Here is a 13,350-nt window from a genome sequence, read left to right on the forward strand (position 1 = left end):
CAGTAGTGACACCGACCGACCGATACCGATCGGCCACCGGATCGGGATGAATCCGTGACATTTCCGGCCGTTTCGGCAGGTACGGCGACTTGCCGAGATTCTTATTGTTTTCCGCCAAGTCCGCCCTGCCCGATACGGTGGATTGGTGGCAACCGAGGCAGCACTGCCCGGGCGGATCAGCGCGTTCGCCCGGTGGGTGGTGCGCACGCCGTGGCCACTGTTCGCGCTGAGCATGCTGCAGGCCGACATCATCGGCGGGCTGTTCGTGCTGGGCTTCCTGCGCTACGGCCTGCCGCCCCAGGACCGCATCCAGCTTCAGGACCTGCCCCCGGTCAACCTCGCGGTCTTCGTCAGCGTCGTGATCTTCCTTTTCCTCGCCGGGATCGTGTTCAACCTGCGGCTGATGCTGCCAGTGTTCCGCTGGCAACGCCGCGACAACCTGTTGGCCGAGGCCGACCCGGCCGCCACCGAGGTGGCCCGCAGCCGCGCGCTGCGCATGCCGTTCTACCGCACGATCACCAGCATGGTGTCCTGGTTCATCGGCGGCGTGGTGTTCATCATCGCCAGCTGGTCGGTGGCCAAGTACACCGCGCCCGTCGTCGCGGTCGCCACGGCGCTGGGCGCCGCCGCGACGGCGATCATCGGGTACCTGCAGTCCGAGCGGGTGCTGCGGCCGGTCGCGGTCGCGGCCCTGCGCAGCGGCGTGCCGGAGAACGTCAAGGCGCCCGGCGTGATCCTGCGCCAGATGCTGAGCTGGATGCTGTCCACCGCGGTGCCGCTGCTCGCGATCGTGCTGGCGGTGGTGGCCGACAAGGCCTCGCTGCTGCACGCGACGCCCGAGAAGCTGTTCAACCCGATCCTGTTGCTGGCGTTGGCGGCGCTGGGCATCGGGCTGGTCAGCACGCTGCTGGTGGCCATGTCGATCGCCGACCCGCTGCGCCAGCTGCGCTGGGCGTTGTCGGAGGTACAGCGCGGAAACTACAACGCGCACATGCAGATCTACGACGCCAGCGAGCTGGGCCTGTTGCAGGCCGGCTTCAACGACATGGTGCGTGACCTGTCCGAGCGGCAGCGGCTGCGCGACCTGTTCGGCCGCTACGTCGGCGAGGACGTGGCCCGTCGGGCTTTGGAGCGCGGCACCGAATTGGGCGGCCAGGAGCGCGACGTCGCGGTGTTGTTCGTAGACCTGGTGGGCTCCACCCAGCTGGCCGCCACCCGGCCGCCCGCGGAGGTCGTCCACCTGCTCAACGAGTTCTTCCGGGTGGTGGTCGACACCGTCGGCAAGCACGGCGGGTTCGTCAACAAGTTCCAGGGCGACGCGGCGCTGGCCATCTTCGGGGCGCCCATCGAACACCCCGATTCCTCCGGCGGCGCGCTCGCCGCCGCCCGCGAGCTGCACGACGAACTCCTCCCGGTGATCGGTTACGCCGAGTTCGGCATCGGGGTGTCGGCGGGACGGGCCATCGCCGGCCACATCGGCGCGCAGGCCCGCTTCGAGTACACGGTGATCGGCGACCCGGTCAATGAGGCCGCGCGGCTCACCGAGCTGGCCAAGCTGGAGGCCGGGCACGTGCTCGCGTCGGCGATCGCGGTCAGCGGCGCGTTGGACGCCGAAGCGTTGTGCTGGGACGTGGGCGAGGTCGTCGAGTTGCGCGGCCGCGCGGCACCGACCCAGCTGGCCCGGCCGGTGAAGCTGGCCACCCCGGAAGACGTTGTGGATGAAGAGGTCTCGAGCGACGTGCGCGGTTAGCGCTTGGTCGCCCGCTTCGCCGGGGCCTTGCGGGTGGATTTCTTCGCGGGCCGCTTGGCCGGGCCGCGGGCCCGCCGGTCGGCCAGCAGCTCGGCGGCGCGCTCGTCGGTGATCGACAGCACGTCGTCGCCCTTGCGCAGGCTGGCGTTGGTCTCGCCGTCGGTGACGTACGGCCCGAAGCGGCCATCCTTGATCACCATCGGCTTGCCCGACGCCGGGTCGGTGCCCAGCTCGCGCAGTGGCGGCGCCGAAGCGCCTTGCCTGCCACGGCGTTTGGGCTCGGCGTAGATCTTCAGCGCCTCTTCGAGGGTGATGTCGAAGATCTGGTCCTCGGTCGCCAGCGAGCGAGAGTCGTTGCCCCGCTTGAGGTATGGCCCGTAGCGCCCGTTCTGCGCGGTGATCGGCTCACCGGATTCGGGGTCGGTGCCGACCACCCTTGGCAGCGACAACAGCTTCAGCGCGTCCTCGAGGGTGACCGTCTGCAGGTCCATGCTGCGCAGCAGCGAGCCGGTGCGGGGTTTGGGGCCGGTCGGCTTTTTGCCCTTCTTGGCGGGGGCACCCCCCTCGTCCTCGTCGGGCTGCGGGGGCAGGATCTCGGTCACGTACGGCCCGTACCGGCCGTCCTTGGCGACGATCTCGTGACCGGTTTCCGGGTCGATCCCCAGGACGCGGCCCTCCTGCGGGGTGGCGAAAAGTTCCTCGGCCACCTCCAGCGTCAGCTCGTCGGGGGTCAGCGAGTCGTTGAGGTTGGCCCGCTGCGGGGTGGGCTCGCCGTCCTCGTCCGTCACGATGCGTTCGAGGTAGGGACCGTTCTTGCCCACCCGGACGTAGACGGGCCGGCCCTCCGCGTCGTCAAACACCTTGATGGAGTTGACCTCTCGCGCGTCGATGCCCTCCAGGTTGACGCCGACGAGCTTTTTCAGGCCACCGGAGCGGGCTATCGACTCCGGCACGCCGTGATCGCCGCCGAAGTAGAAGTTGTTCAGCCAGGTGGTGCGCTGCTCGTTGCCCGATGCGATCGCGTCGAGCTCGTCTTCCATCGCCGCGGTGAACCCATAGTCGACCAGCCGGCCGAAGTGCTGCTCCAGCAGACCGGTCACGGCGAACGCGACCCACGAGGGCACCAGGGCGCTGCCCTTCTTGTACACGTAGCCACGGTCCTGAATGGTCTTGATGATCGACGAGTAGGTCGACGGCCGGCCGATGCCCAGCTCCTCGAGCGCCTTGACCAGCGAGGCCTCGGTGTAGCGCGCGGGCGGGTTGGTGGCGTGGCCGTCCGGGGTGAGCTCGAGGGCCTCCAACCGTTGCCCCTCGGTCAGGTGGGGCAGCCTGCGCTCGGCGTCGTCGGCCTCGCCGCCGGCCAGCTCGTCGACCGTTTCCACGTAGGCCTTGAGGAAGCCGGCGAACGTGATGGTGCGCCCCGTCGCGGAGAAAATCACGTCGCGTTCTCCGGACCTGCCGCCGATCCGCAGGCTCAGCGTGGTGCCCCGCGCGTCGGACATCTGCGAGGCCACCGTGCGCTGCCAGATCAGCTCGTAGAGCCGGAACTCGTCGCCGTCGAGCTCGCGCCGCACCGCGTCGGGGGTCGCGAACGTCTCCCCGGCGGGCCGGATCGCCTCGTGCGCCTCCTGGGCGTTCTTCACCTTGCGGGTGTACTGGCGCGGCGACGGCGAGACGTACTCCTCGCCGTAGAGCTGGCGCGCCTGGTTGCGCGCCGCGTTGATCGCCGACTGCGACAGCGTCGTCGAGTCGGTGCGCATATAAGTGATGTAGCCGTTCTCGTAGAGGCGCTGGGCGATGCTCATCGTGCGCTCGGAGGAGAACCGCAACTTGCGGCCGGCCTCCTGCTGCAGCGTCGACGTCATGAACGGTGCGTACGGGCGCCGCGTATAGGGCTTCTCCTCGACCGAGGTCACCGACAGCTGCGCGCCCCGCAACCCTGTGGCCAGCTCCGTCGCGGCCGCCTCGTCCAGGATCACGACCTCATCGGCCTTGCGGAGCTGTCCCAGCGAGTCGAAGTCGCGGCCGGTGGCGACGCGCAGGCCGTCCACGCCGGACAGCCGCGCGGTGAAGGTGGGCGGCTGGGCCTGCGGGTCGGAGACGCTGGCGTCCAGCTGGGCGACGATGTCCCAGTACGACGCGCTGCGGAACGCCATGCGGTCGCGCTCGCGCTGCACGATGATGCGGGTGGCCACCGACTGCACGCGGCCGGCCGACAGCTTGGGCGCCACCTTCTTCCACAGCACCGGGCTGACCTCGTAGCCGTACAGCCGGTCCAGGATGCGGCGCGTCTCCTGCGCGTCGACCAGATCGATGTCCAGGTCACGGGGGTTTTCGGCGGCCTCCAAGATCGCCGGTTCGGTGATCTCGTGGAAAACCATCCGCTTGACCGGGATGTTCGGCTTGAGGGTTTCCAGCAGGTGCCAGGCGATGGCCTCGCCCTCGCGGTCACCATCCGTGGCCAGGTAGAGCTCGTCGACGTCCTTGAGCAGGCCTTTGAGCTCGCTGACCGTGCTCTTCTTCTCCGGGCTGATGATGTAGAGCGGCTCGAAGTCGGCGTCGACGTTGACCCCCAGCCGGGCCCATGGCTCGGACTTGAACTTGGCCGGCACGTCGGCGGCCGCGCGGGGCAGGTCGCGGATGTGGCCTCGGGAGGATTCGACGATGTAGCTGGAACCCAGGTAGCCGGCCAGTTTGCGCGCCTTCGTCGGCGACTCGACGATGACGAGCCGCCTACGGATCCCATTTCCGCCGCTGACGCGGTCCTTTAGCTTCGGGTCAGCCAACTGCGCTTACGCTCCATCTCTTATCTCGGCCCCCTTGCGAGACCGCCCTGCAGGAAGAATGACAGGCCAGCGTCCGAAATTCCGGTGAAATCAGGTACGCGACCGTTCCCTCGCATGCAGGGCACCTGACAATTTCGCACCCTCGGGCGGGACTGCGCAAACCGGCTTGCCCAAAAACGGGTCCTAAAGCGCGGCTAGACCCGCGGCCACAGCGGCAACGCTTCGGCGGCCTCCGGCGGTTCCCCCACGTTCTCTACCAGGCGCGATAGCCTGCGACGGCCGCTGATACGAAGCGCCGGCCGGCCGCCGCGCGTGCCGATCAGGGTGGGCGCGATCCCGACGCGCATCAGCGCCGACGCCAGCGGGGAATGGGTGTCGGGCGCGTGCGGATCCAGCCCGAGCAGATAGTGCTCGCCCTCCGGGTTGCCGGCCGCCAGCGTCCAGGCCCGCAGTTCCCGCGGCCCGGGCAGCCACCGCGGGGGCACCGTCTTGACCGCGCCGCGGGTCCATTCGGCGGCCAGCGTGACCAACGCGGGGGTCACGGCCGTCCGCACCAAGGGGGTGTCCTCGTCGGTGCGGCCGATCTCGGGCGCCAGGCCCGCCTCGCGGATCATGTCGGCCAGCGCACTGGCCCGCCACGGCTGGTCCACGACGACCGAGAGCCGCGCGCCCTGCACCTCACCCTTGGACGGGGCGCCGACCACGACGATCTGACCGGAGCACGCCAGCACCCCCGAGAGATCGGCGACCGCGGGCGGCACCGACTCCGCTGTGAAGAAGGAAAGCTGGCTCACGCCAACGACAGTAGGCCAGGTCGGCCGTCCACGCCTTCAGGCGCTCTAAACGGAAAGCGAAAACCCCCCGGCGGGTTCCGCTGGGCGGAGTTGCGCGGGGGGTTTCCTCGGAGAAGCTGCTCGTCTCAGACGGAGCGGACTCCGGTGGCCTGGGGGCCCTTAGGGCTGTGGCCGATCTCGAACTCGACCTTCTGGTTTTCTTCAAGGGTGCGGAAGCCCGAACCCTGGATCTCCGTGTAGTGGACAAAAACATCTGCGGATCCGTCTTCAGGCGCAATGAACCCGAAGCCCTTCTCCGCGTTGAACCACTTCACAGTTCCCTGTGGCATCTCTCGATCTTTCCTTTTCTTATGGGTGCGGGGCACCGCCTTTCGATGCCCCGGGCCTGCTGCGACCGCCATGCCTCGCGTAGTCGCCGGAACTTCACCCGACCGATAACCTCGCAGGAACCGCGGCCGCAACGTTGTTCCTGCGAAAGTTTTACACGAACACAGAAGCTGCGACCGCAATCAGTCAACCATGTTCGTCGCGTCCGCGACAGACTTGCGTCTTAACGGATTCTTAGTCGGATGCTGGGAGGGTGTCACGTGGCGAGTTTCGGCGCCGACCTGCTGGCCGTCGCGCTCGCCGGAACGGCGGCGGGTGAGCGTCCGCTGCGCCACGTCGCCGAGCTGCCCGCGCGCACCGGCCGGCCGCACGGCTGGCCGGAGTGGGCCGAGCCCGACGTCGTGCGCGCGTTCGCCGAGCGGGGCGTCGAGGCGCCGTGGTCGCACCAGTTCCAGGCCGCCGAACTGGCCCACGCCGGACGCCATGTGGTGATCAGCACCGGCACCGCATCGGGCAAGTCGTTGGCCTATCAGCTTCCCGTCCTCAACGCGCTGGCGACGGACCCGCGCGCCCGGGTGCTCTACCTGTCGCCGACCAAGGCGCTGGGCCACGACCAGTTGCGCACCGCGCACGCGCTGACCGCGGCCGTGCCCCGGCTGCGTGACGTCGCGCCCACCGCCTACGACGGCGACAGCCCCGCCGAGGTGCGACGCTTCGCGCGCGAACGCTCGCGATGGCTGTTTTCCAACCCGGACATGATCCATCTGTCGATCCTGCGCAACCATGCCCGCTGGGCCGTGCTGTTGCGTGGCCTCCGCTTCGTGATCGTCGACGAATGCCATTACTACCGTGGGGTTTTCGGCTCGAATGTGGCGATGGTCCTGCGCCGGCTGTTGCGGCTGTGCGAGCGCTACTCCGCCAACCCGACCGTGGTGTTCGCCAGCGCGACCACCGATTCGCCGGGCGCGACGGCCGCCGAGCTCATCGGCCGTCCGGTCGCGGAGGTCACCGAGGACGGTTCGCCGCAGGGCGCGCGGACCGTGGCGTTGTGGGAGCCCGCGTTGCGGGCCGATCTGACGGGCGAGAACGGTGCGCCGGTGCGCCGGTCCGCCGGCGCCGAGGCGGCGCGGGTGATGGCCGACCTCATCGCCGAGGGTGCGCAGACGCTGACGTTCGTCCGATCGCGCCGCGCGGCCGAATTGACCGCGCTGGGCGCGCGGGCACGGCTCGAGGACGTCGCCCCGGACCTGTCGTCGAAGGTCGCGTCGTATCGGGCCGGCTATCTCGCCGAGGATCGCACCGCGCTGGAGCGCGCCCTGGCCGAGGGGCGGCTCCGCGGACTGGCCACCACGAACGCGCTGGAGCTCGGCGTCGACATCGCCGGACTGGACGCGGTGGTGCTCGCCGGATTTCCGGGGACGGTCGCCTCGTTCTGGCAGCAGGCCGGGCGGTCGGGCCGACGGGGCCAGGGCGCGCTGGTCGTGCTGATCGCCCGCGACGACCCGCTGGACACCTACCTGGTCCACCACCCGGCCGCGCTGCTGGACAAGCCGGTCGAGCGGGTCGTCATCGATCCCGCCAACCCCTACATCCTGGGGCCCCAACTCCTTTGCGCCGCAACCGAAATGCCGCTGGACGAAACCGAGATCCGGGATTTCGGCGCCATCGAGGTGGTCCAGGGCCTGATCGACGACGGCCTGCTGCGGCGGCGCAACGCAAAGTACTTCCCCGCCGCCGGGATACAACCACACGGGGCGGTGGATATCCGCGGCTCGGCCGGCGGCCAGATCGTCATCGTCGAGGCCGACACCGGGCGGTTGCTGGGTAGCACCGGCGTGGATCGGGCCCCGGCCACGGTGCATCCCGGGGCGGTGTACCTGCATCAGGGCGAGACCTACGTCGTCGACTCCCTGGACACCGAGGACGCGATCGCCTTCGTGCACGCCGAGGATCCCGGGTATGCGACGTTCGCGCGCGAACTCACCGACATCGTGGTCACCGGCAGCGGCGAGCGGTCGACCTTCGGGCCCGTCACCCTGGGTTTGGTGCCGGTCCGGGTCACCCATCGGGTGGTGGGCTACCTGCGTCGCCGGTTGTCCGGGGAGGTGATCGACTTCATCGAGCTCGACATGCCCGAGCACGTGCTGCCCACCACCGCTGCCATGTACACGATCGCGCCGGATGCCTTGCTGCGCAACGGCATTGATGCACCTCGCGTCCCCGGGTCACTGCACGCCGCCGAGCACGCGGCGATCGGCCTGCTGCCGCTGGTGGCCAGCTGCGACCGCGGTGACATCGGCGGCCTGTCCACCGCGATCGGTCCCGACGGGCTGCCCACCGTCTTCGTCTACGACGGCTACCCGGGCGGGGCGGGATTCGCCGAGCGCGGCTTCCGCCGGGCCCGCACCTGGCTGGGCGCGACGGCCGCGGCGATACAGGCGTGCGAATGCCCGAGCGGATGCCCGTCGTGCGTGCAATCCCCCAAATGCGGCAATGGCAACGATCCACTGGACAAGGCCGGTGCGGTACTTGTGCTGCGGCTGGTGCTGGCCGAATTGGGTGGCGGCTTCGATTAATGCTTTCGGGTCAAACAAAAATGTATTCATAATTGACGCGCCCATAGCGAAACGCTGACTGCAATTCATCGAGCGGCCGCATCACGCCTCCGACGCCGGGGTCGCGGGGCACCCCGATGGAGCCGCGTACGCAGGCCCCCTGACGAGCGGCGTCCGCTTGTGCGTCCCCACCGGCGCCCCCTGGCGAACGTTTTTCGTCACGAATCCGCCAAAGACGTGACGCGACCGGATCGCCCGAATGGGGCCGATCAAAAGGGCGCCGAACGATCTTTATAACGATTAATCCGAAACGCCTGAAAAGTCTTGATCACGAAAACTCGACATGTTTAGCTTTCTAGCGTTTTATCGCGCGTCGAAATCGAAGCCGCCCGGGATGCCGGGGCCTGTCGGAGGTGTCGGATGTCGTTTGTGAACGCGGTACCGGAATTCGTGGCGGCGGCGGCAACGGATCTGGCCGGGATCGGCTCGCGGCTCAACGCGGCGAATGTGACTGCGGCACTGCCCACTACGGCATTGCTGCCCGCCGCCGAGGACGAGGTGTCCGCGGCGATCGCGGTGCTGCTTTCCGGACATGCCGAGGTCTATCAGGCGATCAGCGCGCAGACGGCGGCGTTTCACGAGCAATTCGTGCGCGCCCTCACCGGCAGCGCCGCCCAGTACGCCGTCACCGAGGCCGCCAACGCCTCGCCCTTGCAGGCGGTGGAGCAGCAACTGCTCAACGCGATCAACGCGCCGTTTCAGACCTTCACCGGTCGCCCGCTGATCGGCAACGGCGCCAACGGGACCCCGGGCACCGGGGCGCCGGGCGCACCCGGCGGATGGTTGCTGGGCGACGGCGGCGCCGGCGGTTCGGGCGGGCCCGGCACGGGCCAAAACGGCGGGGCCGGCGGCGCGGCCGGGCTGTTGGGCGCCGGGGGTGCCGGCGGGGCCGGCGGCAGCTCCTCGACCGGGAATGCCGGCGCGGGCGGTCCGGGCGGGGCCGGCGGCTGGCTGTGGGGCCACGCCGGGGCCGGCGGGGCCGGCGGGTTCGCCACCGGTGTCACGGGGAACGGCGGGGCCGGCGGGGCCGGCGGCGCCGGCGGGCTGCTGGGCGCGGGCGGGATCGGCGGGGTCGGCGGCGCCAGCAATACCGGCGTTGGCGGAATGGGCGGGGCCGGCGGGACCGGCGGGCTTCTCGGCGGCAGCGGCGGTGCCGGTGGGGCCGGCGGCTTCGGAACAGGCGGAGCGGGTGCCGGGGGCGCGGGCGGCCATGGCGGGCTGATCGCTGGAGCCGGTGGCGCCGGCGGGGCCGGGGGACTCAACGGCGGCGCGGGCGGACCCGGCGGCAACGCCGGCCTCCTGTTCGGCCAGGGCGGCGCCGGCGGGGCCGGCGGCGCGAGCATCGGCGGGGCCCCTGGAGGCCACGGTGGCGCCGGCGGCAACGCGGGTCTGCTCTTCTCCAGCGGCGGGGCCGGCGGCGCCGGCGGGTTCGGCGAAGTGGCGAACGGCGGCGACGGTGGGGCGGGCGGCAAGGCCGGCCTACTCGGCTTCGGCGGCATCGGCGGAGCCGGCGGCGACGCCAACCTTGCCGGCACCGGCGGCACCGGCGGGACCGGCGGCCGGGGCGGCCTGCTCCTCGGTAACGGCGGCGCCGGTGGGGGTGGCGGCCAGGGCCCCAACGGCGCCGGCGGCAGCGGCGGGACCGGCGGCAACGCGGTGCTGATCGGCGACGGCGGCAACGCCGGCGTCGGCGGGACCGGCCCGGCCGCGGGAGCCACCGGCGTCGGCGGAATCGGTGGGCAGCTGTTGGGCCTCGACGGATTCAACGCTCCGGCTCCCACCTCGCCGCTGCACGCCGCGCAACAGCAGGTACTGAACGCCGTCAACGCGCCATTCCAGACCTTCACCGGGCGCCCGTTGATCGGCAACGGCACGCCCGGCGCTGCGGGCAGCGGGGCCCACGGCGGGGCCGGCGGCTGGCTGCTCGGCGACGGCGGGGCTGGCGGATCCGGCGCGACGGGCACCGGCAACCCGGGCGGGGCCGGCGGCTCCGCCGGGCTGCTGGGCGCCGGCGGCACGGGAGGCGCCGGCGCGAGCACCCCCGGAGGCACCGGCGGGGCCGGCGGGGCGGGCGGGGCCGGCGGTTGGCTGTCCGGCACCGGCGGATTCGGCGGAGCAGGCGGACCGAGCACCCAGGGCGCCGGCGGCACCGGCGGCGCCGGCGGGGCGGGCGGAATCTTCGGCGCCGGCGGGACCGGGGGCGTCGGCGGCGGTAGCACCGGCGGCAACGGCGGCGCCGGCGGGAACGGCGGAACCGGCGGGCTGCTCGGCGCGCTGGTTGGCCACGGCGCGGGCGGCGCGGGCGGTGCCGGTGGGTTCGGCATCGACGCCGGCGGGGCCGGTGGCAAGGGCGGCAACGCCGGCCTGTTGGGCGGATCCGGCGGGGCCGGCGGAGACGGCGGCTACGGCAGCAATGACGCGGGCGGGGCCGGCGGAGCCGGTGGCAATGCCGGCCTGCTGTTCGGCGGCGGCGGCCAGGGCGGGAACGGCGGATTCACCCAGGGCGCCAACCTGGGCGCCGGCGGTGCGGGCGGGCACGGCGGCGCCGGCGGAGGCCTGTTCGGGTTCGGCGGTGCCGGCGGGGCCGGTGGCGGCAGCTTTGCCACCTCGGGCGGCGCCGGCGGAATGGGCGGCAACGCGGCCGGGCTGTTCGGGTTCGGCGGCGCCGGCGGTGCGGGCGGAACCGGAACTACCAACGGGGGTAGCGGCGGAGGCGGCGGCACCAGCGGGCTGCTGTTGGGCGACGGGGGTGCCGGCGGGTCCGGTGGACAGGGCGGCACCGGCAGCGGCGGCCAGGGCGGTGCCGGCGGCAACGCCGTCGTCGTCGGCGACGGCGGCAACGGTGGCAATGGCGGGACGGGCCCCATCGCCGGCAACGCCGGCGCGGGCGGAAATGGCGGCCGGCTGCTGGGGCTGAATGGGTTGGACGGGTTGCCGTAACGACGGCAGCGTACGAAGGTCGGGCGGCGGTTTACGCCAGGCAATACCGGGACGGCGACCGACCCCTCAACGGTCGACCTCCACGAACATGCGTCGTGATGGGCGCCATTCCTCACTGCTGAAGAAACTTCAACGTACCACCGCGCGGGGCGACCAACGGGCGAATACGCAATCCCGGCGGCGGCGGTCCAGCGCGGGCGTTGACGGCCGGCGCACCGCCGTAAAATGCGCCCATGGCCCACGACTGGTTGCTCGTGGAGACGTTGGGCGGCGAACCCGCCGTCGTCGCGCAGGGTCGCCAACTCAAAAACCTCATCCCGATCACGACGTTCCTGCGCCGCAGCCCGCATCTCGCGGCCGTCCGGACGGCGATCGCCGAGTCGGTGCAGACCGGCCAGAGCCTGACCAGCATCACCACCAAGCGCGACCGTGTCATCCGCACGGAGCCGGTGGTGATGTCCGACGGACAGATTCACGGGGTGCACGTGTGGACCGGGCCGGCCGACGCGGAGCCGTCCGAACGGCCGATCCCCGGCCCGCTGAAGTGGGACCTCACCCTCGGTGTGGCCACCGATACCCGGCAATCGCTGACCAACAGCGGCAAGAATCCCGACGTCGAAGTCACCTTCGGCCGTGCCTTCGCGGAAGACCTTCCCTCGCGAGAGCTCAACCCGAACGAAACCAAGGTCCTCGCCATGGCGGTTCGAGCCAAGCCCGACCAAACAATCTGCAGCACTTGGGATGTCACCGATTGGCAGGGCAATCCCATTCGGATCGGCTTCGTCGCCCGCACCGCCGTGGAGCCCGGGCCGGACGGCCGCGACCACCTGATCGCCCGGGCGATGAACTGGCGCTCGGTACTCAAGGGCCCGATGGTGTCCACGGACGATCTCGCGCAACGGATCCTGAACGGACTGGCCCAGGCCGGAGTCCACCGGGCGCTCGTCGACCTGGACAACTGGGCGCTGCTCAAATGGCTCGACGAGCCGTGCCCGTTCTACGACTGGCGCGGGAGCAAAACGGACCGGCCGAAGGTCCACCCAGACGACGAGCACCTACAGTCCTCCATGACAAAAGAATTCGTCGAGGGCCCGACCAGCCGGGTGCTGCGCATGCGGGGCCACGACGACGACTGGGTGCCCGTGCACGTCACCGTCAACAGGGTGGAACTCGAACCCGACACGTTCGCCGGGCTGGTCGCGCTGCGGTTGCCGACCGACGAGGAAGTCTCCGCCGCGGGGCTCACGACAACACCGGGCGAGACGGCCTAGCCGGTACCGGCGGGGCCCGCCCGCGCGGCCGCCCGCGCCGTGCCGGCGAAGGCGACACGCACCTCGACGGTCACGACGACGTCGAGATCGTCGACCGCACACCGCGCGTCGTCGACCCGCATCTCGCGCGCCACCACCGTCGCGCGGGCGCACGCCGCCGCAGCCCCGGAGGGAAGCCCGGCCGCCGCGGCCAAGGCGGCCAGGTCCGCCGCCGCCTGCGCCCGGTGACGCGCCACCACCACAGAGCCGACATAGGTGCCCGCCAAGGCGACCGAGAGCAGCACCCCCACCATCGCGGCGGCGAGTACCGTCGCTGAGCCGCGATCATCGGCCGGGCTCGGCCGCCGAGACCGCCTTGGCTGCAATGTCCAACGAGGGCAACAGGTTCGAGCGCGCCACCACGGTGGCCACCAGGAAATCGCCGTCCCGGCGCACCTGGACCCGCGAGCCGACGGGCGCGATCCGCCGGGCGGCGTCGAGGGCCGAGCGCTCGTCGCCGCGCGCGGCCAGCCGGGCCGCCTCGCGGGCCGCATCGACGCAGCGCACCTGCATCGACACCGCGGTGACCCCGGCCAGGCACAGCACCAGCACCACGACCAGCGTGGCGATCGCCAGCGCCGCCTCAACGGTGCTCGCGCCCGCACAGCCCGCTAGACCTTGGTGTTGAGCGCGCGACCGATGATGTTCGTCAGCGCCGAGACGATCGAGTCGCCGGTGACCACGGTGTAGAGGATCGCGCCGAACGCGGCCGCGGCGATGGTGCCGATAGCGTATTCGACCGTCGACATGCCCGACTCGTCTGTCGCCAGCACGACCACCCGCGCCAGGAGCGCGCGAAACTTGTTGACTATCAATGCCTTCCCTTTC

The 13,350-nt window shown here is 71.2% G+C and carries 10 protein-coding genes; 4 read left to right on the plus strand and 6 right to left on the minus strand.

Features of this window, described 5'->3' with window-relative positions; all coding sequences use genetic code 11:
- Positions 1-97 precede the first annotated feature (97 nt).
- The gene (locus tag A5712_RS20025) at positions 98-1,750 is read left to right on the plus strand and encodes an adenylate/guanylate cyclase domain-containing protein (RefSeq protein WP_156766664.1); all 1,653 of its coding nucleotides are present in this window, start codon (positions 98-100) and stop codon (positions 1,748-1,750) included.
- On the opposite strand, the gene topA is transcribed toward A5712_RS20025, so the two are convergent.
- From topA to cspA, 3 genes are all read right to left on the minus strand, one after another.
- Positions 1,747-4,536, minus strand: a complete 2,790-nt coding sequence (gene topA, locus A5712_RS20030; protein ID WP_068108574.1) for a type I DNA topoisomerase — start codon at positions 4,534-4,536, stop codon at positions 1,747-1,749. The genes A5712_RS20025 and topA overlap by 4 nt on opposite strands.
- A gap of 194 nt (positions 4,537-4,730) precedes the next feature.
- Positions 4,731-5,330: a hypothetical protein gene (locus A5712_RS20035; protein WP_068108576.1), complete on the minus strand. Its 600-nt coding sequence runs from the start codon at positions 5,328-5,330 to the stop codon at positions 4,731-4,733.
- A gap of 125 nt (positions 5,331-5,455) precedes the next feature.
- A complete protein-coding gene (cspA, locus tag A5712_RS20040) occupies positions 5,456-5,659 on the minus strand; it encodes a cold shock protein CspA (protein WP_007166602.1) in 204 nt (67 codons plus the stop codon).
- Between the two features lie 258 nt (positions 5,660-5,917).
- Here cspA and A5712_RS20045 point away from each other — a divergent pair, with 258 nt between their 5' ends.
- The 3 genes from A5712_RS20045 (at position 5,918) to A5712_RS20055 (ending at position 12,483) form a co-directional block, all read left to right on the plus strand.
- Positions 5,918-8,233, plus strand: coding sequence for a DEAD/DEAH box helicase (locus A5712_RS20045; protein WP_068108579.1), 2,316 nt, complete (start codon positions 5,918-5,920; stop codon positions 8,231-8,233).
- Positions 8,234-8,632: 399 nt separating this feature from the next.
- Positions 8,633-11,212, plus strand: a complete 2,580-nt coding sequence (locus tag A5712_RS20050) for a PE family protein (RefSeq protein WP_068108583.1) — start codon at positions 8,633-8,635, stop codon at positions 11,210-11,212.
- A 233-nt stretch (positions 11,213-11,445) separates the two neighbouring features.
- On the plus strand, positions 11,446-12,483 hold the full coding sequence (locus A5712_RS20055; RefSeq protein WP_068108586.1) for a PAS domain-containing protein: 1,038 nt from the start codon (positions 11,446-11,448) through the stop codon (positions 12,481-12,483).
- Here the strand turns inward: A5712_RS20055 and A5712_RS32100 are convergent.
- The 3 genes from A5712_RS32100 to A5712_RS20070 are packed head-to-tail and all read right to left on the minus strand — an operon-like array spanning position 12,480 to position 13,334.
- Positions 12,480-12,776: an Rv3654c family TadE-like protein gene (locus A5712_RS32100; RefSeq protein ID WP_068108590.1), complete on the minus strand. Its 297-nt coding sequence runs from the start codon at positions 12,774-12,776 to the stop codon at positions 12,480-12,482. The genes A5712_RS20055 and A5712_RS32100 overlap by 4 nt on opposite strands.
- A 31-nt stretch (positions 12,777-12,807) precedes the next feature.
- The gene (locus A5712_RS32105; protein WP_081665329.1) at positions 12,808-13,098 is read right to left on the minus strand and encodes a TadE family type IV pilus minor pilin; all 291 of its coding nucleotides are present in this window, start codon (positions 13,096-13,098) and stop codon (positions 12,808-12,810) included.
- Between the two features lie 35 nt (positions 13,099-13,133).
- Positions 13,134-13,334 carry a DUF4244 domain-containing protein gene (locus tag A5712_RS20070; protein ID WP_068108717.1) on the minus strand — a complete coding sequence of 67 codons (201 nt, stop codon included), beginning with the start codon at positions 13,332-13,334 and terminating at the stop codon, positions 13,134-13,136.
- Positions 13,335-13,350 lie beyond the last annotated feature (16 nt).

It is taken from the genome of Mycobacterium sp. E2327 (genome assembly GCF_001672675.1).
In the GTDB taxonomy this organism is placed as follows: Bacteria; Actinomycetota; Actinomycetes; order Mycobacteriales; family Mycobacteriaceae; genus Mycobacterium.

Coding starts and splice junctions, on each gene's coding strand:
- cspA (WP_007166602.1), bottom strand. CDS start 5,659: ATGCCACAGGGAACTGTGAAGTGGTTCAACGCGGAGAAGGGCTTCGGG.
- A5712_RS32100 (WP_068108590.1), bottom strand. CDS start 12,776: ATGGTGGGGGTGCTGCTCTCGGTCGCCTTGGCGGGCACCTATGTCGGC.
- A5712_RS20050 (WP_068108583.1), top strand. CDS start 8,633: ATGTCGTTTGTGAACGCGGTACCGGAATTCGTGGCGGCGGCGGCAACG.
- A5712_RS20055 (WP_068108586.1), top strand. CDS start 11,446: ATGGCCCACGACTGGTTGCTCGTGGAGACGTTGGGCGGCGAACCCGCC.